This window comes from Lampropedia puyangensis, assembly GCF_004833285.1.
Taxonomy (GTDB): domain Bacteria; phylum Pseudomonadota; class Gammaproteobacteria; order Burkholderiales; family Burkholderiaceae_C; genus Lampropedia; species Lampropedia puyangensis.
The window spans coordinates 96,219-122,249 of sequence record NZ_STFG01000005.1 but is presented as its reverse complement, the minus strand read 5'-3'; the positions used below and the strand labels follow the sequence as shown (position 1 = coordinate 122,249).

Annotated in this window: 18 protein-coding genes; 7 read left to right on the top strand and 11 right to left on the bottom strand. The window is 53.2% G+C overall.

Annotated elements, in window-relative coordinates; translation table 11 throughout:
• Positions 1 to 9: 9 nt before the first annotated feature.
• The 4 genes from E9531_RS06950 to E9531_RS06935 all read right to left on the bottom strand — a co-directional run bounded on the left by E9531_RS06950 (position 10) and on the right by E9531_RS06935 (position 6,449).
• Complete coding sequence (locus E9531_RS06950) at positions 10 to 2,775, bottom strand: glycosyltransferase (RefSeq protein WP_136573029.1); 2,766 nt, start codon at positions 2,773 to 2,775, stop codon at positions 10 to 12.
• Entirely contained in the window at positions 2,775 to 4,070 is a 1,296-nt protein-coding gene (locus E9531_RS06945) for an ABC transporter ATP-binding protein (RefSeq protein ID WP_136573028.1), read from the bottom strand. Before E9531_RS06945 ends, E9531_RS06950 begins: the two co-directional genes overlap by 1 nt.
• Positions 4,060 to 4,890 carry an ABC transporter permease gene (locus E9531_RS06940; RefSeq protein ID WP_136573027.1) on the bottom strand — a complete coding sequence of 277 codons (831 nt, stop codon included), beginning with the start codon at positions 4,888 to 4,890 and terminating at the stop codon, positions 4,060 to 4,062. The genes E9531_RS06945 and E9531_RS06940 overlap by 11 nt, the downstream gene beginning before the upstream one ends.
• Before the next feature lie 80 nt (positions 4,891 to 4,970).
• Positions 4,971 to 6,449: a mannose-1-phosphate guanylyltransferase/mannose-6-phosphate isomerase gene (locus E9531_RS06935; RefSeq protein ID WP_136573026.1), complete on the bottom strand. Its 1,479-nt coding sequence runs from the start codon at positions 6,447 to 6,449 to the stop codon at positions 4,971 to 4,973.
• 456 nt (positions 6,450 to 6,905) lie between these two features.
• Between E9531_RS06935 and E9531_RS06930 the strand changes: the two genes are divergently transcribed.
• Entirely contained in the window at positions 6,906 to 7,433 is a 528-nt protein-coding gene (locus E9531_RS06930) for a GNAT family N-acetyltransferase (protein ID WP_136573025.1), read from the top strand.
• 89 nt (positions 7,434 to 7,522) lie between these two features.
• Here E9531_RS06930 and hrpA read toward each other — a convergent pair whose 3' ends face one another.
• The 3 genes from hrpA to E9531_RS06915 all read right to left on the bottom strand — a co-directional run bounded on the left by hrpA (position 7,523) and on the right by E9531_RS06915 (position 13,221).
• On the bottom strand, positions 7,523 to 11,755 hold the full coding sequence (gene hrpA / locus E9531_RS06925; RefSeq protein WP_136573091.1) for an ATP-dependent RNA helicase HrpA: 4,233 nt from the start codon (positions 11,753 to 11,755) through the stop codon (positions 7,523 to 7,525).
• A 270-nt stretch (positions 11,756 to 12,025) separates the two neighbouring features.
• Complete coding sequence (locus E9531_RS06920) at positions 12,026 to 12,790, bottom strand: LrgB family protein (RefSeq protein ID WP_244610016.1); 765 nt, start codon at positions 12,788 to 12,790, stop codon at positions 12,026 to 12,028.
• Positions 12,787 to 13,221, bottom strand: a complete 435-nt coding sequence (locus E9531_RS06915; RefSeq protein WP_136573024.1) for a CidA/LrgA family protein — start codon at positions 13,219 to 13,221, stop codon at positions 12,787 to 12,789. Before E9531_RS06915 ends, E9531_RS06920 begins: the two co-directional genes overlap by 4 nt.
• A 291-nt stretch (positions 13,222 to 13,512) precedes the next feature.
• Here E9531_RS06915 and E9531_RS06910 point away from each other — a divergent pair, with 291 nt between their 5' ends.
• The gene (locus tag E9531_RS06910) at positions 13,513 to 14,490 is read left to right on the top strand and encodes an NADPH:quinone oxidoreductase family protein (protein WP_136573023.1); all 978 of its coding nucleotides are present in this window, start codon (positions 13,513 to 13,515) and stop codon (positions 14,488 to 14,490) included.
• Positions 14,491 to 14,562: 72 nt separating this feature from the next.
• Here E9531_RS06910 and E9531_RS06905 read toward each other — a convergent pair whose 3' ends face one another.
• Positions 14,563 to 16,563 (bottom strand): sensor histidine kinase, encoded by a 2,001-nt coding sequence (locus E9531_RS06905; protein ID WP_136573022.1) that lies wholly within the window; start codon positions 16,561 to 16,563, stop codon positions 14,563 to 14,565.
• Between the two features lie 243 nt (positions 16,564 to 16,806).
• On the bottom strand, positions 16,807 to 18,750 hold the full coding sequence (thiC, locus tag E9531_RS06900) for a phosphomethylpyrimidine synthase ThiC (protein WP_136573021.1): 1,944 nt from the start codon (positions 18,748 to 18,750) through the stop codon (positions 16,807 to 16,809).
• 38 nt (positions 18,751 to 18,788) lie between these two features.
• Here thiC and E9531_RS17975 point away from each other — a divergent pair, with 38 nt between their 5' ends.
• The 3 genes from E9531_RS17975 (at position 18,789) to E9531_RS06890 (ending at position 21,610) form a co-directional block, all read left to right on the top strand.
• Positions 18,789 to 18,926 carry a hypothetical protein gene (locus E9531_RS17975; RefSeq protein WP_425293565.1) on the top strand — a complete coding sequence of 46 codons (138 nt, stop codon included), beginning with the start codon at positions 18,789 to 18,791 and terminating at the stop codon, positions 18,924 to 18,926.
• Between the two features lie 232 nt (positions 18,927 to 19,158).
• A complete protein-coding gene (locus E9531_RS06895) occupies positions 19,159 to 20,208 on the top strand; it encodes a GlxA family transcriptional regulator (RefSeq protein WP_136573020.1) in 1,050 nt (349 codons plus the stop codon).
• Positions 20,209 to 20,428: 220 nt separating this feature from the next.
• Positions 20,429 to 21,610, top strand: a complete 1,182-nt coding sequence (locus E9531_RS06890; RefSeq protein ID WP_136573019.1) for an MFS transporter — start codon at positions 20,429 to 20,431, stop codon at positions 21,608 to 21,610.
• A gap of 123 nt (positions 21,611 to 21,733) precedes the next feature.
• Here the strand turns inward: E9531_RS06890 and E9531_RS06885 are convergent, their stop codons facing one another.
• Positions 21,734 to 22,153, bottom strand: coding sequence for a BLUF domain-containing protein (locus tag E9531_RS06885; protein WP_136573018.1), 420 nt, complete (start codon positions 22,151 to 22,153; stop codon positions 21,734 to 21,736).
• A gap of 19 nt (positions 22,154 to 22,172) precedes the next feature.
• Positions 22,173 to 22,904 carry a GTP cyclohydrolase I gene (folE, locus tag E9531_RS06880; protein WP_136573017.1) on the bottom strand — a complete coding sequence of 244 codons (732 nt, stop codon included), beginning with the start codon at positions 22,902 to 22,904 and terminating at the stop codon, positions 22,173 to 22,175.
• 85 nt (positions 22,905 to 22,989) lie between these two features.
• Here folE and E9531_RS06875 point away from each other — a divergent pair, with 85 nt between their 5' ends.
• Positions 22,990 to 24,432, top strand: coding sequence for a DUF2868 domain-containing protein (locus tag E9531_RS06875; protein ID WP_136573016.1), 1,443 nt, complete (start codon positions 22,990 to 22,992; stop codon positions 24,430 to 24,432).
• 52 nt (positions 24,433 to 24,484) lie between these two features.
• Positions 24,485 to 26,017: a DUF3482 domain-containing protein gene (locus E9531_RS06870; RefSeq protein WP_136573015.1), complete on the top strand. Its 1,533-nt coding sequence runs from the start codon at positions 24,485 to 24,487 to the stop codon at positions 26,015 to 26,017.
• Positions 26,018 to 26,031 lie beyond the last annotated feature (14 nt).

The window sequence follows — 26,031 nt, the reverse complement described above, 5'->3', positions numbered from 1 at the left end:
CTTAAAACCTTAAATCTTCAGACCGGCAATTAATGCTGTGGCGCGCATATCCCAATTATTTTCATCCGCAAGTTGCGAAAGACGCTTTTTAAAATGAGCATCATCTTTAATTGCAATTGCCTTGTCAATTGCTGAAGATAACTCTTGCACCGAAGCACCATGGAAAACTTCCGGATACCTAGTGCACTCAGCCATATCCGAGGTTACTACCACTGGCTTCTCAAGGGCAAAGTATTCAAACAGCTTCAAAGGCGACGTTGATTTTGCAATATCTCCAGGCTTAAACGGTATAAAACATACGTCGAAACTCATAGCATAAGCCGGCAATATTTTATAATCAACCGAACCAAGATATATTACATTATCTGCATTTGGTAGTTTTGCTACGCCACCATAATAATCGGGACCAATAAATACAAAGCCCACATCATTTTTCTGATTAACCAGCCGCTCAATTATCTCATACCACAACCAAGGCGCCAGCGCCCCAAAGTAGCCAACTATATATTTATATTTCTTCCTAAACTCTGCAAGTGATGCAGGGAGTACTTGTGATTTATGACAAGAATTACGATAATGACGGGTATCCACACCATTTTGAACCAAAATAGTTTTATTGACGCCAACCGCATCTACAGCTTCGTTATATAAATTTTGTGCAGACGCGACGACATAATCAGCACCTCCCGAAAACGCAAAATCCTTCAACGAAATTAGGCGTTTTATATTTTCATCGTCTCCAGAAATTTCTGGGTCTATATGATCAATATATTCGTATACAATTCTCCCTCTCGCGCCATTTTTTAAAATATTATTTACAGAGTTTGAATATGCCGTGGAGTACAAAGAACGAACCACATCCTCTAATGAATCCACTTCATCGCAATTCGTAACCCATACATTCTCCTCGACCTCTCGACAACCATTTACATCATCGTTTGTCCAATTGGTAGTTCTATAAATAACCAAGTAACCTTGACGAGCCATTGCTACGGCCATATGCTGAGGCCGTTGATATAATGGCACGTTCCAATCAATTACGATTTCTTGGACAAATATTCCTTTATAACTATCACGTCGCGCAAGTACCTTCCTGGAAAAATCACTCCAAGATAGATCTTTATTAACTTGCTGCGATGCTTTAGGACTCGAAGAATGAGCAACAGGATTTATTTGACCAAGAGCCACCTTACGCAAGCCTTGCGGAAGCCTTGAAAATATAGGTGAACCCCACTTACTAATAAAGGAATAACCTACGCGCAACGGATGAGTAATCCGCCAAGACGCAGAGTAACGAATATTTTTCAAATCATTTTGATGAACGACAACGGATTGGCTGATTTGATCAATTTGCCTATCACGATCAATAATGTCTTGATTTAAAGCGGCGATGTGCTGGCTCAATTCAGCCAGCTGCCCTTTCAGATCCGCAATTTGAACGTCTTGATCTGCAATCCTCGTATCTTTATGCATACTGTGATTTCCAATCTGCTCATCTTTCTGCGCAATCTGCGCTGCCATTTTCAGACGACAGTTAGCCAATGCAATTGACGTCTCGAACCGTCTTTCAACGGGAGACTTTGCTCGACATTCAGCCAACTTGCTCAGGAACTCTAGGCTGTTAAGGTATGGAGTTTCGTCGTTCACAGGCATCGCTTGCAGGCAAGCATAGATATGCTGTAAGTAGGAATTTCGTGGAGGCTGGGCCATCTCCATAAATTTTGCAAAGCGCGCCCATACGGTTTTTTCGTCAAAGTCTTTCTGCAGGAGGGTATATAAATGGCTGTTTTCGGTTGAATTAGAGAGCCTTAACAACTGTTGATTTAAAGCTTCGCCCCCTACTGTAGGAAGCCCTCTCCCAGAAAAATTAGCATGCGCGGCGCTTTCAAAAAGATTACGATCAAGCACGCCTTTGACGCCATCGTAGCCCACCATTACCACTGGCTTGCGTGCAGCGATACCTTCAAGCAAAACCCGTCCCATACCCGCAATACCTGAGGCACGTGCCATGAGAGCACCAATCTCTGCACTGCTACCCAAAAATTGCACAAAATCGCTCAGGCCTTTTTCCTGCAACCAGTATTTGAGCATCGGTCGCGCTGCGCCATCTCCCGCAATGAAGATATGTGGTATATCCGTTTTTCTGGCTTTGACACAGAAATCTAAAATGCCTGGCACTTTTGCATCATCCAGACGCGAGACCACAAGCCAATGATCCACTCCAGCAACATTCGTCGACTGAGTAACACGCTCCATTGACACAGCGTTGGGGATGTAATGTATTTGGCTGTCAGCAGCGTAGGCTGCAGCCATCTCTTTTACCTCCGGCGACACTCCGATCACGGAACTGCAATTGGGTAGAACTGCATCTTTGAGAACTACATCGAATGTCGGACCATAGAAACTTCCAAGCGAATCCGGCCCATGCAGGGTTACGCCATAGGGAACGCCTTCCAGCTCCGCAGCAATGGCAGCGGGCACAATTGATGTAAAAGGATGGATATGGACACGATCAATACAATGCTCTCGGATCAGTTCTCTTAACTTTTCAATTGCAGTCAATGTTTGCTGCGCAGTAGCTGAGGGTTCCAAAGCTAAGCCAGCAGAAATTGACGCCAGACCAGATGGCAAAAGTGCTTTCTCGAGTATTGAGCCAGTTGCCAGATGTACATCTATGCCCATGGCGGACAGCTGCTCAATCTCTCCGCGAATATGTGTTTCAAGTCCCCCGATAGAGAACTGCTGTGTGATTATAAGAATAGATTTCATATTCATCACAGAACCTCGCTTACGGTGATTTTCGCATCAAGCATGGCGATGCCACTGGCAAGCGTGCGCGGCTGGTGTACGGTAACAACAATGACATCCGTCTTTCTATCAAGGTATCTCATATCACTATGTGATATTGCCTCTGCAATGGCCAAGGTGATGAAATAGCTGCCGGCACACAGACTCACTTCAACTTCAAATTCCACTTCATAGCGGCTGCCTTTTTGAGGGGCTGTAATATTTTTCTTGTGGTAAAGCGTACTTGTGCCAAATGCACTGACCCCCTCGACCGTACGCATTAGCATGCCTGCCTGAATTTCCTCTACGGAACTGAGTACATCAATAAGCAACTTAACCCTGAAAGTGTCACCAGTCTGATATTGCTCACATGGATTCCCCTGGGTATCGAAGATATCCCAACCAGAAATAACTGCTCGAAGACCCGAAGTATCTTCAGTGCTCAAGCCACTTGAAGGTGTATCTTCCTTGGCATGCTGGTTCTGCATCGCAGAGGAATGCTGGTTCGCATCCCTACTTGCTTGATAGCGCAAATAGGCTTTTTCATCTGAGTATAAGAGCGCATGATATTGATCAACGATCTCTTTCGCTGGACCTATACCTCGCATCTCACCTTTATGCAACAAAACTCCGCGCTGGCAAAATTTTTCGACTGTAGCTGTCGAGTGAGTAACAAGGAGAATAGAGCAGCCATCTTTTCGCAGCTTTTCAATATATTCAAAACATTTGCGTTGAAATTTTTCATCGCCAACCGAAAGAGCCTCATCAACGATCAATACTTGCGGCGATACACAAGCTTGAACGGAAAATGCCAACCGAACGGTCATACCACTGGAATATGTCTTGATCGGTTGATCCAAGTGATCTCCGATATCTGCAAAGCTAACTATTTCATCAAAACGCTTATCCATTTCGTGCCTGGAAAACCCAAGAATCACGCCATTCAGATATATATTCTCGCGCCCCGTAAACTCAGGATTAAAGCCAGAACCCAGTTCAAGCAGAGCAGCCATGACACCACTGGTACGCACGCTACCAGTTGTTGGGGTGAGTGTCCCGGCAATAATTTGCAATAAGGTGCTCTTACCACTACCATTGCGCCCTAAAATCCCTAGAGTTTCTCCTTTTTTGACATCAAAGGAGATCTTTTGCAATGCCCAAAACTCCTTGAAGTACTGCTTATTACCAGAGGAAAAGAACTGCAACAGACGGTCCCGTGGCTTCGAATACATCTCGTAGCGCTTGGAAACGCTTTCGACAGATATTGCAATTTCAGAGGACATCACTAAATCCACTTCTTGTTTTTTGGAACCAGGCAAAGCCTAAAAATGCAATCATCAACGATGCCATCAACGTTAGACCCCAGACTGACCAATCAACGGTGCGCCCCCAAATCATGACACTCTGTGCTTGCTCGATCAAAGTTGCTAAAGGATTGAGCCTGAGAAGAGGCCGATATTTCTCAGGCAAAGCTGATATGGGATAAAAAATAGGGGTCATAAACATCATGACCATCAAGATGACGCCAATAATATGTCCAGTATCACGCAGATAGACACCTAGCGATGCCAAGAACCAGCTCAATCCGAGAATTACAAAAGGCAAAGGCAAAAGCACTACAGGCAGAAGCAGTAACGTAGACTGGGGAAAACCAAAGAATGTAATGTAGAACAATAGCCAAACTATAAAACTAATACAAAAATGGAAAAATGCCGCACCCATCGCCACAACAGGTAAAATCTCCAATGGAAAAATTATCTTCTTAACGTAACCCACGTTCCCGACGATAAGCCCTGGCGCTCTATTTATACATTCTGAAAAAAAATTAAATATCATCAATCCAGAAAATAGCACCAATGCAAACTCGGATTTAGATCCAGTCCCACCCGGCCAACGCGAGTTAAATACAATACCAAATACAAAGGTATATACCAAAAGCATCAGGATGGGATTAAAAAATGACCAAAGCAACCCCATGAATGAGCCGCGATAACGTCCAACAATATCTCGCTGAATCAGTTCATTGATAAGACTTCCATTATTTCTAATAGCGCGCGCAATGGCCAACGGAGACATGGAGTTTCGGTCAGAGGTAATGGTCATAAGAAATTCATCATCGTATGCGCAGACTCTACGACGCAATAAAAAAAGACAGCGCCCCATGAGTAGGATCGGGTTGGAACTTAGATTGTTTTCTTCCCGAGGACACCTGAAGATGTGGGAGATGCCCGTCCATAAGGATCTTCGAAACGGACTATGTCGTCCTCACCCAAGTAGCTTCCCGACTGCACCTCAATGATTTCTAGAGGCAACATACCTGGATTGGCTAGGCGATGCATGTGACCTAAAGGAATAAAGGTAGATTCGTTCTCGCCTAACAAGAAGGTCTCCTCCCCCTTGGTCACTTGAGCGGTCCCTTTAACCACAATCCAATGTTCAGCGCGATGGTGGTGCATTTGCAAGCTCAGCTGTGCGCCAGGGTTGACGACAATACGCTTGACCTGAAAACGGCTGCCGCTATCAATGCTGTCGTACCAGCCCCACGGACGATGCACTTTGCGGTGTGTTGAGGCTGCACTGCGGTTTTGAGCTTTAAGTTCGGCCACAATTTTCTTCACGTCCTGGGTTCGGCGTTTGTCTGCAACCAAAACCGCATCTGCTGTTTCAACCACTACGATGTTTTCCACTCCCACAGCCGCTACTAGTCGGTTTTCCGAAAACAGCAAGCTATTGCGGGTATCAACAGCCAAGGTTTCGCCGCTGCCAGCATTGCCTTGCGCGTCCCTAGGCAAGACGTCCCATAAAGCGTCCCAAGCCCCTAGATCTGACCAGCCACAGTCTAGTGGCATGACGTAGGCTGAAATTCCCAATTCAGAATCGTTGGGCAACTTCTCCATCACGGCATAGTCGATAGAGTCGCTAGGACATGCAGCAAAGATTGACTCATTAGGGCGAATGAAATCCAGATCCTCAGTGCTTTGCGCCATCGCTTGTTGGCAGGCCTGCAGCATGGTCGGTTGCAAGTGGGCCATTGCTTTGAGCCACTGGTCAGCGCGCACCATGAATAAGCCACTGTTCCACAAATATTGCCCACTAGAGAGGTATTGCTGCGCCAGCTCAAGGCTTGGTTTCTCGGCAAAACTGGCAATTCCAAATGCTCCGCTGGTGTGAAACTGCGCTTTTTGTATATAACCGTAGCCAGTTTCTGGGCGGTCGGCCACGATACCAAAAGTCACCATACCACCTGTTACAGCCAAAGGCCAGGCGGCCTCCACCGCGCGGTGAAGTGCTTGTGGTCGTGTCATTACGTGATCCGCAGGCATGGCAAGCAGCACGGTATCAGGCTGGGCGGCTAGCGCGGCTAAAGTCAGTGCTGGGGCAGTGTTGCGCCCCATGGGTTCGAGCACTAGCTTAGCGCCTTGCACGCCTTGTTCCTGCAGTTGTTGCGCTGCCAAAAAACGGTGCTCAGCATTGCACACCAAAACAGGAGGTGCTGTTTCAATGCTTGAGCACAGGCCACTGAGCCGTACTGCTGTGTTTTGCAGCATGGATTGGCCGTTACCACCCAAGCTTAAAAATTGTTTTGGGTAATGTTCACGCGAGAGGGGCCACAAGCGTGTACCGCTTCCACCACACAGAATAACTGGCGTTAATGAAGGCATAAGTGATGAATAAAACACTGGCAGGTTTCGCCGCCATCTTCTGACGCACGTTCACCCATATGATTGATGCAATAGAACGCTGCAAATAGAATCTTTTACAGAGCGTTTATTCGCAGCAGTTAAAAAATACGTACTTCCATGCGCCCCAACGAACGCCTCGCACCACACTTTGCACACCAAAAAGCGACCGATTCTAATGCACCAAATTGCTGCACAACAAAGCACAAACGACTCGCAACAGCCTTTACGGGAATCTAAATAGGTAACCGAACTGGCTGCACAATATTGAACATACCATTAAAAATTGACATTCAAGCAGAAATACACAGTAAGTGAGTAGTTACCACAGCTAGATTCCATGCATTAAGCATGTATTGCCCCAGCTCTCTCTGCACAACACATTCTCGTTGAGAGGCAAAGCCTACGCGGCTGGTCTCTGGTTGCGCTCCATTCAACATGCCCTATTCCATTACGCCCCTCTTGCCTGCTGACATTGATGCGCTTTTGAGTGTGCAGGCAAGCGCCTATCCCGCACAGCTACTGGAAGATGCCGACTTTTTCCTTAACCGCCTGGCGCTGTCTCCTGGCACCTGTTGGGCTGCGAAGGAAAAGCAAACGCAACGCATGCTGGGTTATTTGATTGCTTACCCTTGGCACGCAGGGTTACCTCCTGCTTTGAACGAAAAGCTGGTACAAATTCCGCAACCGGCCACACATTGGTTCTTGCACGATTGCGCAGTTGCAACTGATGCACAAGGGCTTGGTGTAGGTCAGGCTTTGTATGCAGCAGCCATAGAGGCAGCGCGCCAAGATGGCTTTGACTCTGCTGCACTGGTGGCGTTAGCTTCTGCGACCACCTATTGGCAAGCACGCGGCTTCAATCCCCCCATGGTGCACTCGCGCGATTTGCAAGAAAAACTGGCCGCCTACGGCCCCGGAGCAAGTTACCTGATGCGCCCACTGAAAATAGCGGCAATCGCTTGAAAAGTCTGCTTACTGAGAACACTGAGGCAAGGTTGATGCAGCCCATTCCAGGGGCGACACCAACATACTCCCTCGCATGCCGAGCACCATCACGCCACCACTTGCGCCCAGACTTTATCTAACCGTTTCACGCTCACAGGCTGAGGGGTGCGCAGTTGCTGAGCAAAGAAACTAATGCGCAACTCTTCCAGCAACCACCGGTAATCCTGCAAAGTGTCATCGGCCTGACCACGGCGTTCAGCCAGCTTTTTCCAATAGCGCGCCTCCAATGGAGCCATTTCGCTTTGGCGTACTTGATCGCGCATGGGGTCTTCACGGTATTTGTCCAGCCGCATCAGCATCCCTTTGAGGTAGCGGGGGAAGTGCTTTAGCGCCGCTTGCGGAACGTCTTGCACAAAGCGCTTGCCCACCAAACGCTCAAGTTGTTGGCGAATGTCTGCCACTGCCCCGTCTGCACCTTTGGTGTCTTTGAGTTTGCGCACCACCAGACTGTATTCAGCCAGCACTTGCCCTACCAAACGTGCCACTTCTTGCGCCAACAATGTCAGCCGCGGACGGCCGTCCTGCAGGCGTTGTGCAAATTGCTCCGTATTGATAGGCAAAGGCTCTTGCAAAAAAGCCAACTGCAATGCCGTTTGGATAATTTGCTCCCGAAGTTCTTCCAAAGTACCAAGCGGCATGAAGGCGATCGACATCTTCTGCAAGTCAGGGATATTTTTTTCTAGGTATTTAAGGGCATCCTTGATCTGCAGGGCGAACAGGCGCTGCAAGCCTTTTCGGTGCACTTTGGCTGCCGCTTCTGGCTCATCAAACACTTCAATGGTGACGACGTCACCTTGGTCTACCAGTGCAGGAAAGCCGACCAATTTACGGCAGCCCTTGCCCCACTCCATGATCTCGGGCAACTCACCGAAATCCCAACTGGTGTGGCGTTGATCAGGCTCACCCAACGCAGATTGCGTATTCGTTATGGTCGTTGTGGCATTTTGGCCTTGCTCTTGAGCCGCCTTAACGTGTGCTGAACCGGAAGACTCAAAACGAGCCTGTTTTGAATCTTGAACACGGTTTTTATCTGCGGCTTTTGCCCCTCCAAAGGGCTGAGCGTGGACTGATGTTAAATTGCCTGCGGCACTTGCATCAGCCGTTACATCCCCCTCGACCGTTTGCGCCAACTTCAAACCAGCCAAAGCCTGAAAGGCCCCTCGCGCTTGCTGGCCCCACTGCGCCTTCAGGGCCGCCAAATTACGGCCTTGCCCAAGTTGGCGACCATGCTCATCCACCACGCGAAAGTTCATGAACAAGTGCGGGCTGAGCATATCGGCCTTGAAATCGGTAGGTTTGATCTCCAAGCCTGTTTTAGTGCGTACCCACTGGCGCAGGCGTTCGCTCAAATCGCCTTGTGCAAAGCCACCTTCTTGCATCCATGTGTTCGCAATCACCTCGGCTGTTTCAGCCAACGGCAGCAAGCGTGAGCGCGGCCGCTGCGGCAAGCTTTTAATCAAGGCCTGCACTTTGACTTTCAGCATGCCGGGCACCAGCCAATCGGCCCGCTCTTCCTGCACTTGGTTGAGTGCATATAGTGGAATCGTGACCGTAACACCATCACGCGGGTTGCCCGGTTCATGCAAGTACGTGGCATTCAAGTCCATACCCGCCAGCTTGATGGTGGGCGGGAAGGCTTGCGTTGTAATGCCTGCGGCTTCGTGCCGCATGAGCTCGTCCTTTTGCAATTCCAGCAACTGCGGCTGCAACTTGCGCTCTTGCCGGTACCAATTTTCCAATTGGCGGCCATTGGCCACTGCCTCAGGGATAAGACGGTCATAAAACGCATAGATCAACTCTTCATCCACCAGCACGTCTTGGCGGCGCGACTTGTGTTCAAGCTCCTCGACCTTGGCAATGCGCTTGCGATTGGTCACTAAAAAAGGAAATTTACGTTCCCAGTCATCCACGTAATCGCCCTGCACCAAGGCTTGGCGAATCATGATTTCACGCGCTGCTGCCGGGTCCAATCGCTCGTAGGGAATCTTGCGCCCGCTATACACAACCAAGCCATACAAAGTCGCACGCTCCAGCGCAACGGCTTCGCCCGCTTTTTGCTCCCAATGTGGATCCAGCAACTGTTTTTTCAGCAAATGGTGGCCCACTTCTTCCAGCCATTGGGGCTCAATCGTGGCTATCTCTCGCCCAAATAGGCGCGTGGTTTCTACCAGTTCCGCTGCCACTACCCAGCACCCTGGTTTTTTGCGCAAATGCGCGCCGGGGTGGCGGTAGAACTTGATGCCACGTGCCCCCAGATACCAGTCGTTCTCATCTTGCTTGTAACCCACGTTGCCAAGCAAGCCAGCCAGCAGTGACAGGTGCAAAGCTTCATAGCTGGCTGCATTTTTTTGTTCAGCCAGCTTCCAGCCCTGTTCGGTAACTGCTGCGGTGAGTTGTTGATGGATATCTCGCCATTCGCGCACGCGGCGGATATTGATGAAGCTGCTCTTGAGCAGTTGTTCATATTGCCGGTTTGTTAGGCGGTGTGAGGGCTGCGCGTTGACATGCGCGGCCCTGCCCTGCGTTGAACTGACAGGTGCAGGGGAAATGGGGGAGGCCTGTTCCACCGCAACACTTGAGCTGCTGCGCTGCGCCACAGGTAAAGCAGCATGGTTGCGTACACTTTTTTTAGCTTGGGCAGCTGCCACGGCTTGCTGCTTAGCCGATGGCAAACCACCCGTTTTACCGCCGCGCGCATCGTGAATCCATTGCCACAGCTTGAGGTAACTGACGAATTCGCTTTTTTCATCATCAAAGCGGGCATGCTGCTGGTCAGCCTGCGCTTGCTTATCCAGCGGGCGATCACGCACGTCTTGTACTGAAAGGGCTGCGGCCACGACCAGCACTTCCTGTAACGCGCCGCGTTTCTTAGCTTCCAGCAACATCCGGCCGACACGCGGATCTAACGGCAGACGTGCCATTTGCTGCCCCACATCGGTGAGGTGGTTCCACTCGTCCATAGCCCCAAGCTCTTGCAGGAGCTGGTAGCCATCGGTAATGGCGCGTTGCGTAGGGGCTTCCAGAAATGGGAAGTCCTCTACCGCCCCCAAACCAAGCGACTTCATGCGCAAGATAACACCAGCGAGTGATGAGCGCAGGATTTCAGGATCAGTAAACCGTGGACGGCTGTCAAAACCCTCTTGCTCATACAAGCGAATGGCAATGCCATCGGCTACGCGGCCTGAACGCCCGCTGCGTTGGTTGGCTGCGGCTTGGCTGATGGGTTCAACCAACAACTGCTCGACCTTACTGCGGTAGCTGTAGCGTTTCACGCGTGCGGTACCGGCGTCGACCACATAACGCACGCCCGGCACCGTCAGAGACGTTTCAGCCACGTTGGTAGCCAGTACTACGCGGGGCGGCCCACCTGTTTCAAATACACGATCTTGCTCAGCCTGCGACAAACGCGCAAACAAGGGCAGCACGATACTGTGGCGGCGCATGGGATCATGTGACAAATGCTTGTGCAAATGGTCTGCCGCTTCACGAATTTCACGTTCACCGGGCAGGAAAACGAGAATGTCGCCGCCCACATGGCCGCTCCATAACTCGTCGACCGCATCGGCAATAGCGGTATTCAAATCGGTTTCGCGGCTTTCTTCAAAGGGGCGATACCGAATTTCGACAGGATACGTTCTGCCCGACACATGCAATACGGGGGCCTGCACCAAGTTACCACCACGCCGTGTGGCGAAATGCTGAGAAAAGCGGTCTGCATCAATCGTGGCCGATGTGATGATGACCTTCAGATCAGGACGACGCGGCAAAATCTGCTTGAGGTATCCCAACAGAAAATCAATATTCAGGCTGCGCTCGTGCGCTTCATCAATGATCAGCGTGTCATACGCCTTGAGCAGCGGGTCGGTTTGCGTCTCGGCCAGCAAAATCCCATCGGTCATCAGTTTCACGCGGGCATGGGGGCCCAAACGGTCATTGAAGCGCACCTTGTAGCCAACCACCTCACCCATAGGCGTCTGCAGTTCTTCTGCGATGCGTTTGGCCACGCTGGAGGCTGCGATGCGTCTTGGCTGTGTGTGTCCAATCCATTGGCCACGCTTACCGGTTTTCGCGTCTTGATGACCTCGCCCTAAGCCACGCCCAAGCGCCAACGCAATTTTGGGCAGTTGGGTCGTTTTACCGGAGCCGGTTTCCCCACTGATGATGATGACCTGATGCTCACGCAGGGCTCGCTCAATCTCTGCTCTACGGGCTGAGACCGGTAGGTTATCGGGAAAGTCGATGTGCAGCGCAGTAGGAACAACCGGCGCAGCCGGTTTCATCACCAAGTCACTCTCGGCCAAGGGCTCACCTGGTTTGTTCTGGCTAGCACGCACATTGCGCAAATCTTGCAAGCTATTGAAGCTTGCTTGGGAATTGGTTTTCTGTCCATTTGAAGGCATAAGGGGCGCATTATCCGTGCTGCCATGGTGGCCTGCAACAGACTGCCCTAGAACCATCACAGTCAGCCTTGCGCTTTAGACCTTGATCTGAACAACCGGCCGTTAAACCAGGCGGCCAGCCAAACACGACTGAACAAAAAAACCGCAGGGTTAACCAGCCATGAAACACCGCATCAGCCACACGGCAATGGGCAACATGATCGCGGTGCACAAGCCTGTCATGCTCATGGCCAATGCGGCAAAAGCCCCTGCCGTCGGACCGTCTTGCATTTCGCGTGCTGTACCAATGGCATGAGCGACCAAGCCAGAGGTTGCGGCGCGCACCACTTCATCTTCCACACGCAGCATGCGTAGCAACAAAGGCACCATCATGGCCCCGAGAACGCCTGTAGCCACGACATTCAACGCCACAATGCCGCCTGCGCCGCCAAGCGCCTGTGCACCTTGAATGGCAATGGGCATTGTGGCCGACTTGGGCAACATGGAAATCAGGGTCGTTTCGTCCACGCCCAACAACAGTGCAATGCCCATCGTGCTGGCAATGGCCGTGGCGCTGCCTGCTAGCACGGCAACCGTCAAAGGCAACCATACGGCACGCAAACGCTGCAGTTGCTGGCGCATCGGCACAGCCAACAGCAACAAAGCGGGCACTAGCATCCATTTGAGCAACGCCACCGATTGCGCGTAGTCCTGGTATGCCGTGCCTGAAAGCACCAATACGGCCACCATCACCGCACCACCGGTGAGCACAGGGATAGCCAAAGCATGGCCGCCTGAACGCCGGTATACCGCAACAGCCAACAAGTACACCATGATGGTCAAGCCACTCCAAAACCATGTGCTGGCCACCGCTTGCCAAGTGAGTCCGGCCAGCCAAGTTTGCCCCCAAGAGAGCATGGCATCGACATCCATCATGGCAACTCCTGATGAGCGGGCGTGGTTGCGCCATTGTCTGTATTTGTAGCGAGAGCCGAGGAGGCTGGCGCCTGTTTATTCTTTTCAGTCCAACGCAGTGTGACCACAAACACCCAGGCCGTCACAACAGCAGTCAACGCGGTACCAATCACACCAGCCAACACAATGGGCAGCCAGTGCTGCTTCAAAGCAGCGCCATAAGCCACCACCCCCAATGCAGAAGGCAGTATCCACAGCACAAGGTAGCGCAGCATCCAATCGGAGATACGTGCCAAAACCTCAGGAACGCGGGGCAGACACAGCAATGCGCCGAGCAGCAACAGCATCCCAATCAAAGCTGCCGGCACTGGCAGCCCCGTCCATTGAATGACCACATTGCCCAGCAGCAAACATGCAGCAAGGGCCATGACAACCAAGGTATATCGAATCATGGCCACGATTCTAGGCGGTTTGCATACGTTCGGTGCCCCAACGCTGCACAACGCTTATTGAATCCAGTGGGTGTTTTCTGCCGTTCCAGGAAGCGCTGCTTTTGCAGATCTTTCAAACGCGAACAGCCCCCAATGCGACACCTAGGTTACTGCGCAAACTCCCAAACTGCGCTTGAATGCATGTTCTGCATATTCACAGATAGCGCAGCGGCCGTAAACAAGTGCTTAACCGCGATCACGATCTTTGGCCGATCTCAGCCCAACACAACAGCAACGAAGGAGCAACACACAATGCACGCATGGCTTTGCACAGACCCCACCGGCGTAGACAACCTGCAGTGGCAAGAATTACCCACACCAACACCCGGCAAAGGCGAAGTGCTGGTGCGTATTCATGCCGCCAGTTTGAATTTTCCTGACCTGCTGATCGTGCAGAACAAATACCAAATGAAGCCTGCTTTGCCATTCGTGCCGGGCTCTGAGTACGCAGGTGAAATTGAAGCCGTTGGCGAAGGCGTCCAGCATCTGCAAGTGGGGCAACGCGTGGCAGCCCTGAGCGGCACCGGTGGGTTTGGTACGCACGCAACGGTTGCCGCGCACCTGTGCATTCCCCTGCCTGATGCGTTCAGCTATGAAGATGCTGCGGCCTTCATCATGACTTACGCCACATCACACCACGCACTGATTGACCGAGGCGGCCTGCAAGCAGGAGAGACCGTGTTGGTGCTTGGCGCAGCTGGTGGTGTAGGCACAGCAGCCATTCAGATTGCCAAGGCACAAGGCGCCAAAGTCATTGCCGCAGCCTCCAGCGACGACAAATGCACACTGTGCAAAAGCATTGGGGCAGACGAAACCATCAACTACCAAACGCAAGATTTGCGTGAAACGCTGAAAACGCTGACCAATGGCAAAGGGCCTGATGTGGTGTATGACCCAGTTGGTGGCGACTACGCTGAAGCGGCTTTTCGTTCCATCGCCTGGCGCGGGCGTTACCTCGTCATTGGCTTTGCCGCTGGCCCAATCCCCTCACTACCGTTGAATCTGCCGTTGCTCAAAGGTGCGTCAATCGTCGGCGTTTTCTGGGGCGCTTTTAGCCAAAAAGAGCCTGCGGCCAATGGCGCCATGCTGCAAGAGTTGGCGCAGTGGTATGTGCAAGGCAAGATCAAACCCGTGATGGATGGCACCATGCCCATGAGCGACTTGCACAAAGCTTACGAACGCATGGGCCAGCGTGCAGTGCGGGGCAAGCTGGTATTGGTCAATACCTAAGAGCATTGCAACAGCAAGCAGATATTGCGCCCTCTGAAAATGGATGTTTGCAGCAGCCCGCTCACGCACGGCTCAGGTCTTCGCAGCAGAAGCAGGCGCCACAGCTAGCACCATCAGCACGCTGACCATCGTGCCACATGGGCTTGATGTCACCTGCAATTGCGCGCCAATGCGCTCAGAACGGGCGGCCATGCTGCGCATTCCCACCGACAAGCCGGCTTGTCGCACTGCCGCTACATCAAAGCCTGTTCCGTCATCCTCAATGCGCACGACCAACACACCTTCCTGCCGCGGCGTGGCAATGCCCGTCTCAATCGCTACCCGCAAATGCCGGGCGTGGCTGTGTTTAATCACATTGGAGAGAGCCTCTTCCATCAGGCGCGTCAACCCCAAGCACTGCAACGCGCTGGGCAGATAGGGTGCGGGCCATTGGGGTGAGATATTCCACTCAGACGCTACGTCCAACTCGTCCAGAATATGCGTAAAGCGATGGCGCAGCGGAGCGACCCACTGCACAGGTGTGTCGGGCACTGTAGCCCCTGCGCTGGAGCCATAGTCAATAACTTGGCGCAAATCGTCGCGCAAGGTTTTGAAAAGTGAAAGCACCCTGTCGTTGGGCAGCGTCTGCCCGGCTTGTTCAACCAGAGCCATCCCCCGCACCAAACTGGCCCCCAAACCGTCGTGCAAATCATGGGCAATGCGCATGCGTTCTTGTAACTTGGCGTTCTCCAAGGCCTGGGCATGCGCACGGCCTTGTGCCTGTTCCAACTCATTGCGGGCTTGGGCCACACGCTCTTCCAAGGAACGATTGAATAGCGCCATGCTGCGCATTTGCCGCACCAACTGAGCCCCTAACAACAGCATGACCAGCCCAATCACAGACAAGCCAGACAGAGCGGCCCAATAGCGCGCTACTTGCCACATGTCCACAAAGGACAGTTGCGTAGCCACCCCGACCACAACAAAAACCAGCCAACACACGGCAAGCAAACGGTGCGAAACATGAATGCGCCCTTGCCTAGGACGCCATGCGTGCCACTGAAACTGCAATCCGTTGAGCAGAATTACCCACATCGTGGCCTGCCACAGAGGGTTAAGCCAATGCATAACCGCCTCATGCGGCAGCAGTGCCAGCACCGCCGTTCCCAATGCCGCGAGCCCATAAAGTATTTTTTCTATTCGCGGGAAATGTTGGCCGCCAAAGCGAAAGGTGAAAATGCAAACGCACAGTGCATAACCAATCAGCGCCACCTGGCTAAAGCGCGCACGCGCCAAAGAGTCAGGCCACGGCCATGGCGAAGGTGCCAAATAAGTGGTGAGATAGGCCAGCCAGCACAGGGCCATCAAGCCGAACCAGCCATAAGCATTGATATCTGTGCCTTGTGCTTGTGAGCGGCCTCTTCGCCCAACAGCCCACACCAACAGAAACAATGCAGCGGCCATCGTACATAGCACGGCATTGATGAAATACACCAAGCGCTGCCGCCAAAGTGCGCTGTTGTATTTTTCAGCAACGTCATGCACCTCGCCCAGACGAACTGGCCCCAAACCAGAAGACACACCAATGGCGCCAACCGCCCGCACCCAGACAGAATTGATGCCTGTGTGCAAACTCGACGCGGGCAGAATACCCCAACGAGGCACATTCCAACTGCGCGAGAGCGGCTCCACTAATGAAGCATCACGCCACAAAAGGTCGTTATTGCTGAAAACTTCGCCGGCAACCATGATGCCATCAATACCCAAAGCAACAGGAGACGTACTATCTTCACAGACGCTCTCGGCAGCACGTTTCCAGTCAATGCGATACCACACCGAGCCGCCCCAGCCTAGCCAACGTCTGAACCATACCTCAGGCACCTTGACATCCACCCACCCTTGTACAGGGCGGATTTCAGGCGTTTCAGGATCTGCACGCGCGGCCTGTATCGCCACAATTTGCGGCGTACAGGCGTTAACCACATCCTCTGCTGCCCGAGCATGCAGAGGCCAAACGAGTATGAAAGCCACAAGCCATAACGCATATTTCACGCCACAACTCCCCAGAACAGAGCCAGTTCGTTGGCGCGCCATAACCAGCGCCGTGGCACAGGACGCATGGCCCGGACGCATGGCCCAATAGCAAGTAGAAAAAAGCGATACAACAGGCAAGGCGGCAATCATAGGGCGCCTATCGTAAGCGAAACTGGCGCAAAGGCCTACAGCTACCAAGCCGAAAATCTCTTCGCAGCCTCTTGGCTCAAGCACCTACCCATCGCGCGTCAATCCAGACCACCGATTTCAAATCATCGCTGCGTAGTCAATGACGCGACAAACTCACTCCGCGTGGTACAGCTCAGCTCCTTTTTTGCGGAATTCAATGGACTTTTCTTGCATCCCTTGCGTCAGGGCGGTTTGGTTGGACAGCCCTTTGCCTTTGGCATATTCACGCACATCCTGCGTAATTTTCATGCTGCAAAAGTGCGGACCGCACATACTGCAAAAGTGTGCGACCTTCATCGAATCCTTGGGCAAAGTCTCGTCGTGAAAGGCACGGGCCGTATCAGGGTCTAGGCCAATGTTGAACTGGTCTTCCCAACGGAATTCAAACCGAGCCTTTGACATCGCGTTGTCTCGAATGGCTGCCCCTGGGTGCCCTTTAGCCAAGTCTGCTGCATGCGCAGCAATTTTGTAGGTGATGATGCCGGCTTTCACATCGTCTTTATTGGGCAATCCCAAATGTTCCTTGGGCGTGACGTAGCACAGCATGGCCGTGCCGTACCAACCGATTAACGCCGCCCCAATACCTGAGGTGATGTGGTCGTAGCCCGGCGCAATATCCGTCGTCAATGGCCCCAAGGTATAGAACGGTGCTTCATGGCAGTGCTCCAACTGCAAATCCATGTTCTCCTTGATCATCTGCATAGGCACATGGCCTGGGCCTTCAATGATGACTTGCACATCGTGCTTCCATGCCACTTGGGTCAGTTCGCCCAGCGTTTTGAGCTCAGCAAATTGCGCCTCGTCATTGGCATCCCAAATAGAGCCTGGTCGCAAACCATCGCCCAACGAGAAGCTCACGTCATAAGCCTTCATGATGTCGCAGATGTCTTCAAAGTGCTCGTAAATGAAGCTTTCGCGATGGTGTGCCAAACACCATTTGGCAATGATGGAGCCTCCGCGCGAGACGATACCGGTCATGCGATCGGCCGTCATGGGGATATAGGGCAAGCGCACCCCCGCATGGATAGTAAAGTAGTCCACCCCTTGCTCGGCCTGTTCAATCAAGGTGTCGCGAAAAATTTCCCACGTCAAGTCTTCGGCCTTGCCGCCTACTTTTTCCAGCGCTTGGTACATGGGCACCGTACCAATGGGCACGGGTGAATTGCGCAAAATCCACTCGCGGGTTTCATGGATGTGCTTGCCTGTAGACAGATCCATCACCGTATCGCCGCCCCAGCGCACGGCCCACGTCATTTTTTCAACCTCGTCATGAATGTCTGAGCCGAGCGCGGAATTGCCGATATTGGCGTTGATCTTGGTCAGGAAATTTCGACCAATGATCATCGGCTCGCACTCAGGATGGTTGATGTTCGCAGGAATAATGGCGCGACCACGAGCGACTTCATCGCGGACAAACTCTGGCGTTATGGCTGCGGGGATGGCCGCACCAAACGACTGCCCAGGATGCTGGCGCGCCATACGCAATGCCAACTTAGCACCCTCAGGGCCACTGTCATGCAGCGACTGCAAATACGCATCACGCCGCAGGTTTTCACGAATGGCCACAAACTCCATCTCCGGCGTAATGATGCCTTGCCTTGCGTAGTGCATTTGGGTCACGTTTGCACCACTGCGTGCACGGCGCGGCTGGCGCACCAAGCCAAAACGCATGGCCGTCAATTGCGGATCCTGCAGGCGTTGTTGCCCATACGCACTGGTTGGCCCACTCAGCGCCTGCGTATCTGCACGCTCTTCAATCCAGGCCGTGCGCAGTGCAGGCAAGCCTTTGCGAATGTCAATATCCACTTGCGGATCGGTGTAGGGGCCACTGGTGTCGTACACCGTGATCGGCGGATTGGCCTCACCACCGAAAGTGGTCGGGGTTGCCGTCAGCGTGATTTCCCGAAATGGCACACGAATGTCCGTGCGTGAGCCAGTTTGGTAAATTTTCCGCGATGCACTCAACGGCGCAATGGCGGCACTGTCTACCTTGGCAGTGGCCGCAGCAAAGCGCACACGTGTGGCGCTGGATTCAGGAAAAGAGGAAGGTTGGTTCATATAAGCTCCAAAGAAAAACAATTTGGAGCCGAACGGGGATGAATACCACCAACTGCCAAGGCGTGGCAATCCCTTGGCATGTGGAAGTACGCGCTCCCAGCGTCGGCATTATCCGTACTGGTGCAAAGGGACTCTCTCAACCCACTGGCGTTGGCCTGTTCAGCCGCAGCTCGTGAGTACCCCTGCGTAGAGGCCGCATTATGTACCAGTCCGACGTCGGCGCGTGCCATCTTTGGGGCCTTTCTGCTTACCCCCGTATAAATACGGATGCGATGCAGAGCCTCCAATATCCACACATACAGGCATCCGCACGTTTGATATGCAGCATGAACATGTCTGCACATTTTTGGCCGAATATGTGGGAACAATGTCATTGCAGCCAAATGCACTTGCATGCACACTGCTCGCATGAAACGCCACAACAGCCCAACTGCCTCACCGTCAAGCCCAGCCACAGCCTTGCACCGGGTAGTCTGCATTGCCTACCAAGGCGCCATGAGCCTGGACATTACGGGCCCGATGCAGGTGTTTGCCACGGCCAATGACATGCGCAAAAAACAAGGCCTTGCGCCTTTTTACGATTTAACCTTTGCAGGCCTGACCGCTAGCCCAGTCACGCTCTCGTGTGGCCTGCAAATCGTGGCTACCCATGGAATTGCGCAATTGAGCATCAAAAACAACAGCACCATCCTGATTCCTGGTGGTGACGGTATTGAAGTGGCTCAGCACGATGCCAGCTTGCGCGCATGGGTGCAACGCGTGGCGCCACGCGTACAGCGTTTGGGCTCAATCTGCTCCGGGGCCTTGGTGCTGGCCCGTGCTGGGCTGCTGGACGGGCTCAGTGCCACGACCCATTGGTGTCGCCTTCCCGAACTCAGCGCTTTAGCACGCGACATCCACATTGAAGGGGATCGTCTGCATACTTACGATGCCTCACACCCAAAACACGCACACATTTTCACTTCAGCAGGCGTCACCTCAGGCATTGATCTAGCCATCAGCTTGGTAGAAGCAGATCTGGGACGCGCCATGGCTTTGGCCGTGGCGCGCCAATTGGTTATGTTCGTGCGCCGCCCTGGAGGCCAAGCGCAATTCAGTCCCTTATTGGCTGCAGAAACACGGCATGCCCCACGCTTGGCCAAGTTGCTGGAATGGATTCCAAGCCGCTTGGGTGATGACCTTGGTGTTGAGCAACTCTCCATTCAAGCTTGCCTTCCACCGCGTACGCTGGCCAGGGTCTTTCAGCAAGAACTGGGCACAAGCCCTGCGAAGTATGTGGAACGCGTCAGATTGGAAGCCGCCTCCGCATTACTAAGTCAACCGCATGCCTCCATTGCCACAGTTGCGCGACTCTGTGGCTTTGGTCACCCTGAAAACCTGCGGCGCAGCTTTCATAAAACCATGGCTATCAGCCCGCAAGCCTTTGCTGAGCGGTTTGGCATGCACCCGCCCAGTTGAACGCAATTTCTGAAAGTCGCAACACGAGCGCATGGGCCTCTTGGCGTTGCTCACACACCCCAGCAAACGAAAGGTTTGCGTTTGAGGTCAAGCGCAAAGCCCAAGGCAGCACGTTAGTACGGCAAGGTTTTGCAACAACGTATCAAGGACCGTGTTAGCAGAGATAGGCACAGAGCGAGTGGCCATGACGCTTATTTTTCACCCCTTTTGAAAGTCTTATATGCTGTTACAGCGCTACCCCCAATTGCTAACGCTGAGTCTGGCCCAAGCCCTGTACTGGTCGTGCTCCATCATTGGTATTGCCCTAACGGGTCTGGCTGGTCAGCGGCTTACGCCATGGCCACTGCTGGCTACCCTGCCCTTAACTTTATTGGTCGCAGGCAACTTGCTCTCCATTGGTCTGCTGGCCCGATGGATGCAACACTTTGGTCGCGCACGTGGTCTGCAATACGGCGCATTGTTGGGCATGGCAGCAGGCCTTCTGGCTGCCTGGGCAGTCGCCCATGCGCAATTTGCATGGTTTTGCGCCGCTATGGTGTTACTGGGTGCCTACCAGGCATCTGCAGGCTTTTACCGTTTTGCTGCGCTTGATGGCATGGACGTGCTGCACAAAGGCCGCGCCGCAGCCATCGTATTGGCTGGCGGTATCGCTGCAGCATTGCTTGCACCATCGCTGGCCATTTACACCTCTTCAGCATTGCCAACACCGATGGTTGGAGCCTATCTGGCCATTGCTGCACTGGCCTTACTGGCATGCGCACTACTGCAATGCCTGCCCGCTCAACTCAAAGCGCCGGCACCAACATCCTCTAAAACATCTGCAGCATCCAAGATATCGCGCAGCGCTTTATGGCAGCGCCCTGCCATTCGCCAGGCCATTGTGTTGAGTGCATGTGGCCATGGTTTGATGATTTTGGTTATGAATGCTACGCCTTTGGCCATGCACGACGCGGGCCATAGTTTGGCCACATCAACCCATGTGATTCAATGGCATGTATTGGGCATGTTCTTGCCATCCCTTCTGGCTGGTTTTGCCGTTGACCGCTTTGGCGCTCGCCGCATTGCATGGCTTGGCGCATTGCTGCTGGTTGCCAGCGCACTGATTGCACTGACTGGGCTGCAGGTCATGCCTTTTCTTGTCAGTTCGTTATTACTGGGTGCTGGCTGGAACTTGATGATTCTTGCTGGCACCACCCTACTGTCTCAATCCAGTACGCCACAAGAGGCACAACAGGCCCAACCACTGATGGAATGGGTCAACAACGGCAGCGCTGCAGCGATGTCGCTGAGCTGTGGCATGCTGATTCAGACGCTAGGCTGGAACGCCGTCAATGCTGTCATGCTTTTGGTGCTGCTGGGCTTGGCTGTCAGTCTGTTTGGTCGCCCTGCGGTGCAGTCGTAAGAACGTGCTTACGATCCCCACACAGTCGCGCAAGACTCAAACGAAAGCATGGCGACGCAGCCCTATACGCAGGTGCCCAAAAGGCGCGAAAGGGGCAAATCGCCCCATCCATACACCTGCGTTTTAACGGTGGCCGACAGCCGCTGTGGCCACCAAATCCAGCACCATGGCTTTGGCGGATGCACCGGAGAGCTGCGAAGGCGTTAACGGCAAGCGCTCTGCGTACTTAAGAACAAATGGGGCATTGAGCTTTTCCAGCTTGACCTGCCCCAAAGCCCAATTGGAAAAACTGCGTTCGCTTACCTCGGCAAAGTACAACAACTGCGCATCGCAATGGCGCTCGTCTTGCAACACTTCGGCATAGGTTTGATTGACCACCGCGCGCTCACCCTCAATGGCCTGCAAAAAAATGCCATATCCATGGCAAAGCACGCCAGTGATGCCCCGCTCCTGATTGTGCTTGCGCCCTTGCGTGACGATGGCGTTGATAGTGGCGGCAGACATGGACTTGCCCACGCTGGCATAAATCAGTTGAACAAGCATGCCCACACTCCCTGTTGCGTCAGGCGCGACGACCTGGAATCAATGACAAAAACTCTCGGCGTAAATTGGCATCTTTCAAAAAGACGCCACGCATGACGGAGTTGAGCATTTTGCTGTCCATCTCTTTAACGCCGCGCCAGGACATGCAGAAATGGCTGGCCTCCATCACGATAGCCAATCCATCGGGCTGGGTACGCTCCATGATCAGATCGGCCAGTTGCACCACGGCTTCTTCTTGAATTTGCGGACGGCCCATTACCCAGTCAACCAAGCGTGCATATTTCGACAAGCCGATCACATTGGTGTTTTGATTGGGCAGCACTCCCACCCAAATCTTCCCAATCACAGGGCACAGGTGGTGGCTACACGCACTGCGCACAGTAATGGGCCCCACAATCATCAATTCATTGAGGTGTTCTGCATTCGGAAACTCGGTGATTTCAGGCTGAGGCACGTAACGGCCACGAAACACCTCGTTGAGGTACATCTTCGCAACCCGGCGTGCTGTGTTGACGGTGTTGTGGTCACCTGCAGTATCGATCACCATGCTATCGAGTACACCCTGCATTTTGACCTCAACCTCATCAAGCAAGGCGGCCAACTCACCGGGTTCAATGCAGTCGGCAATATTGTCGTTGGCGTTAAAGCGGCGATTTTGTGCACGCAGGCGTTCACGAATTTTGACGGAAACCGGCACTCCTTCATCGGCCGCATCGGCTGACACTAGAGCGCTGGGGGAGGCTTTAGGCATAGTCGTCTCATTAACCAAAGACCGATTATCATAAGGCAACAACCTTATCCTTGGCTGGCACGGTGGTGCCAAGTCGCAACGACACATGAACGAACAGCAGTACCGTGACGTATTGTTGGCTAAGGCCATCGAAACGCCCACATCCCCTGATGCGGCCCTATTGAGCCAACACGATACACGTGTGGCCACAGAAAAAGCACTCCATGAGCTGCGCAGCAACAAAAGCAGCAATACACGCAAGCTAGAACGACTCGCTGCACGCCGCGCACAATTGCTGCTGCACACAGCAGCGTCACGAGAAAAACACATTGCTGCTCTGCGCACGCCAGCTCGGCGCTGGTCAGCATGGCTATGGTGGTTGCCTGCACTGGCGTTGATTTTGGGCTTTTGCAGCGAAAAAATCACTGAACCCCATCGCCTCAGCTTAATAGCCCTGCCTCTGCTGGCCATCGTGGTCTGGAATCTCGTGATGTACCTGGCCATGCTGGCCCGCTTGCTGATCAAACTGCTACGCAGGAATAAAAAGCACGCCACAGCAACTGAAACATTGCTTGCGGTACCTGCCCCCGTACAGCGTTGGTGGTCGCGATCGACCGCCGCCATGAAAGAACCAGCCATTCGAAGCATCTACCAGCGTTTTCTGCAAGACTGGAGTCCCTACCTGCAACGCAAACAAGCGCGCCTGGTGCAATGCATGCTGCACTTGTGCGCGGCCATGCTGGCAGTGGGTGTTGTTGCTGGCTTGTGGGTCACAGGGATGTTTGCTGAATACCGTATTGGCTGGGAAAGTACTTGGCTCAATGCTCAACATATGCAATACCTGACCAATCTCTTGACCTGGCCTGCGCAAAAAATACTCGGCATGCCTGCTTGGACTTTGGAGCAAATGCAGCTACTGCAAACCTGGCCCACAGGCAATCAACAAGGCGGGCAGCAATGGATTGTGGCCTATAGCCTGTTGCTGGTTTTGGTTGTGGTACTGCCTCGGCTATTACTGGCATTGTGGAACGCCGTTGCCATGCTCAAAATGGGACAATCGTTGCACCTGCCTTTGGCCAGCCCATATTTCCAAAAGCTTGCGCGTGACTTTTCAAGTGACACGACCCTGGTACTCATCCACCCGTTCAGCATGACCATGAATGCCCAGCGCCAACAGGTCTTGCAGCACTACGTGCATGCCCACCTCGGTGCGGCAGCGCATTTGCAGTTTGCGCCAAAAATTGAGTATGGCGAGGCTGCAGGCAACAGCGGCTACTTCCGAGACACGCTGCAAGACACTGAGCCCAACCTGCAGATACTGCTATTCAACCTCTCTGCCACACCAGAAGAGGAAACCCATGGCGCTGTCATGGCGCAGTTTGAAGCAGCGACCTCTGGCGCCAAAGGCATCTGGTTGTATAGCGCTGAGATGGCCGAACGAATGGGCAATGGAGCAGCGGCGCTGCAGCGCCTGGACGAGCGCAAACATTTATGGCAACACTATGCGCAGATACATGACTTGCACATTGCATTCATAGATGCACCCTGACAATGTTCTGCGACGCCCCTCTTCTCCTCACTGAACTTACCTCGGCTCGGCCATGACCCAAGACCTCAGCCCAATCCCCCAAGGAACACTGGTTCAATGGTGTTTGATCTCGCACACCAATATTGGCAAAACCACACTCACACGCACCCTGCTTGGGCAAGATGTGGGAGACATCCGGGATGCGCCGCATGTCACCGAATCAGCTGAAGGCCATCCGCTTGTGCAAACCCCACAAGGCGATGTGCTGACGTTGTGGGATACCCCTGGTTTTGGAGATTCAGTACGCCTATACCAACGGCTGCGCCAGCACAGCAATCCTATGGGGTGGTTTCTAACCAACCTGTGGGACCGCTGGCGCGACAAGCCCTTCTGGATGAGCCAACGCGCCATGCAAGCGGCACGCGACAGTGCAGATGTCGTGTTGTATTTGGTCAACGCTGCAGAAGACCCGGGCGATGCAGGCTACCTGGATGCAGAAATGCACTTGCTCCAATGGCTGGGTAAGCCAGTCGTCGTATTGCTCAACCAATTGGGGGCTGCACAAACCCCAGAGCAGCAAGAGCGTGACATGCTGGCATGGCAAACCGCATTGACACCCTATACGCCCATGGTGCGCCACGTCGTGGCTCTGGATGCATTTACCCGCAGCTGGATTCATGAGCAACGGCTTTTTCAGGTGGTGCAAAACGCCATTCCGAGTGACAAACAAGCAGCCTACCAACGCATCATAGAAACCTGGCAGGCACAGAATCATGAGCGCTTTCAAAACAGCATGCGCGCCGTGGCCAACATGCTGGTAGAAGCCGCCCAGTGGAATGAAGCAGTGGCAGAGCCCGGCGCTGCACTAAGTTGGTCGACCCTGAAAAATGCAATCAGTACAGCGCCAACGGGTGCCGAGAACACTCCCGAAGGCCAAGCCATGCAACGCTTACTACGGCACTTGCAGCAACAAGACGCACGCAATACCCAAACCTTATTGGAACTGCACCACCTTGACGGCAAAGTCGCAGGTCACATCCACCAGCAATTGCGCGAATACTTCACCGTGCACCAGCCCTTGGACTCGCGCCAAATGGGCCTGTGGGGCGCCTTGACGACGGGCGCCGCTGGCGGTCTTGGCGCCGATTTGGCCGCAGGCGGTTTAACCATGGGGGCTGGCGCTGTGCTTGGGGCATTGGCAGGTGCCATCACGTTTGCTGGGGCTGCGCTAGGCATTAATAAATTGCGCGGGCAAGCCAAACACCAAGTTCACCTGAACAATGATTTTTTAGACACGGTATTGCACACCAGCTTGCTGAAGTATTTGGCTGTTGCGCACTTCGGTCGGGGACGCGGCCATTACGCAGAATCAGAAGCCCCGGCGCACTGGGCCCAAACGCTGACGCAGCAAACCGCCCCGCACTTAGACTCTCTGCACACGATATGGGAACAACTGCGCAGTCAAGCGGCAATGGAGGGAGCCAACACCATGCAAGCCTCAGAAACAGCGACAACCAAGCTACAGGCACTGCTGTCGCACATCATGTTGGAAACCTTGCATCAGCTGTATCCTGCTCTGAAACAACCGAGTCTGCAATCAGACTAAAGTGACCTTCAGGC

Bases quoted from the DNA above. Each gene is read 5' to 3' on its own strand.
- E9531_RS06950 (WP_136573029.1), bottom strand. From the start codon at position 2,775: ATGAATATGAAATCTATTCTTATAATCACACAGCAGTTCTCTATCGGG.
- E9531_RS06945 (WP_136573028.1), bottom strand. From the start codon at position 4,070: ATGTCCTCTGAAATTGCAATATCTGTCGAAAGCGTTTCCAAGCGCTAC.
- E9531_RS06940 (WP_136573027.1), bottom strand. From the start codon at position 4,890: ATGACCATTACCTCTGACCGAAACTCCATGTCTCCGTTGGCCATTGCG.
- E9531_RS06935 (WP_136573026.1), bottom strand. From the start codon at position 6,449: ATGCCTTCATTAACGCCAGTTATTCTGTGTGGTGGAAGCGGTACACGC.
- E9531_RS06930 (WP_136573025.1), top strand. From the start codon at position 6,906: ATGCCCTATTCCATTACGCCCCTCTTGCCTGCTGACATTGATGCGCTT.
- hrpA (WP_136573091.1), bottom strand. From the start codon at position 11,755: ATGAAACCGGCTGCGCCGGTTGTTCCTACTGCGCTGCACATCGACTTT.
- E9531_RS06920 (WP_244610016.1), bottom strand. From the start codon at position 12,790: ATGATGGATGTCGATGCCATGCTCTCTTGGGGGCAAACTTGGCTGGCC.
- E9531_RS06915 (WP_136573024.1), bottom strand. From the start codon at position 13,221: ATGATTCGATATACCTTGGTTGTCATGGCCCTTGCTGCATGTTTGCTG.
- E9531_RS06910 (WP_136573023.1), top strand. From the start codon at position 13,513: ATGCACGCATGGCTTTGCACAGACCCCACCGGCGTAGACAACCTGCAG.
- E9531_RS06905 (WP_136573022.1), bottom strand. From the start codon at position 16,563: ATGGCGCGCCAACGAACTGGCTCTGTTCTGGGGAGTTGTGGCGTGAAA.
- thiC (WP_136573021.1), bottom strand. From the start codon at position 18,750: ATGAACCAACCTTCCTCTTTTCCTGAATCCAGCGCCACACGTGTGCGC.
- E9531_RS17975 (WP_425293565.1), top strand. From the start codon at position 18,789: ATGAATACCACCAACTGCCAAGGCGTGGCAATCCCTTGGCATGTGGAA.
- E9531_RS06895 (WP_136573020.1), top strand. From the start codon at position 19,159: ATGAAACGCCACAACAGCCCAACTGCCTCACCGTCAAGCCCAGCCACA.
- E9531_RS06890 (WP_136573019.1), top strand. From the start codon at position 20,429: ATGCTGTTACAGCGCTACCCCCAATTGCTAACGCTGAGTCTGGCCCAA.
- E9531_RS06885 (WP_136573018.1), bottom strand. From the start codon at position 22,153: ATGCTTGTTCAACTGATTTATGCCAGCGTGGGCAAGTCCATGTCTGCC.
- folE (WP_136573017.1), bottom strand. From the start codon at position 22,904: ATGCCTAAAGCCTCCCCCAGCGCTCTAGTGTCAGCCGATGCGGCCGAT.
- E9531_RS06875 (WP_136573016.1), top strand. From the start codon at position 22,990: ATGAACGAACAGCAGTACCGTGACGTATTGTTGGCTAAGGCCATCGAA.
- E9531_RS06870 (WP_136573015.1), top strand. From the start codon at position 24,485: ATGACCCAAGACCTCAGCCCAATCCCCCAAGGAACACTGGTTCAATGG.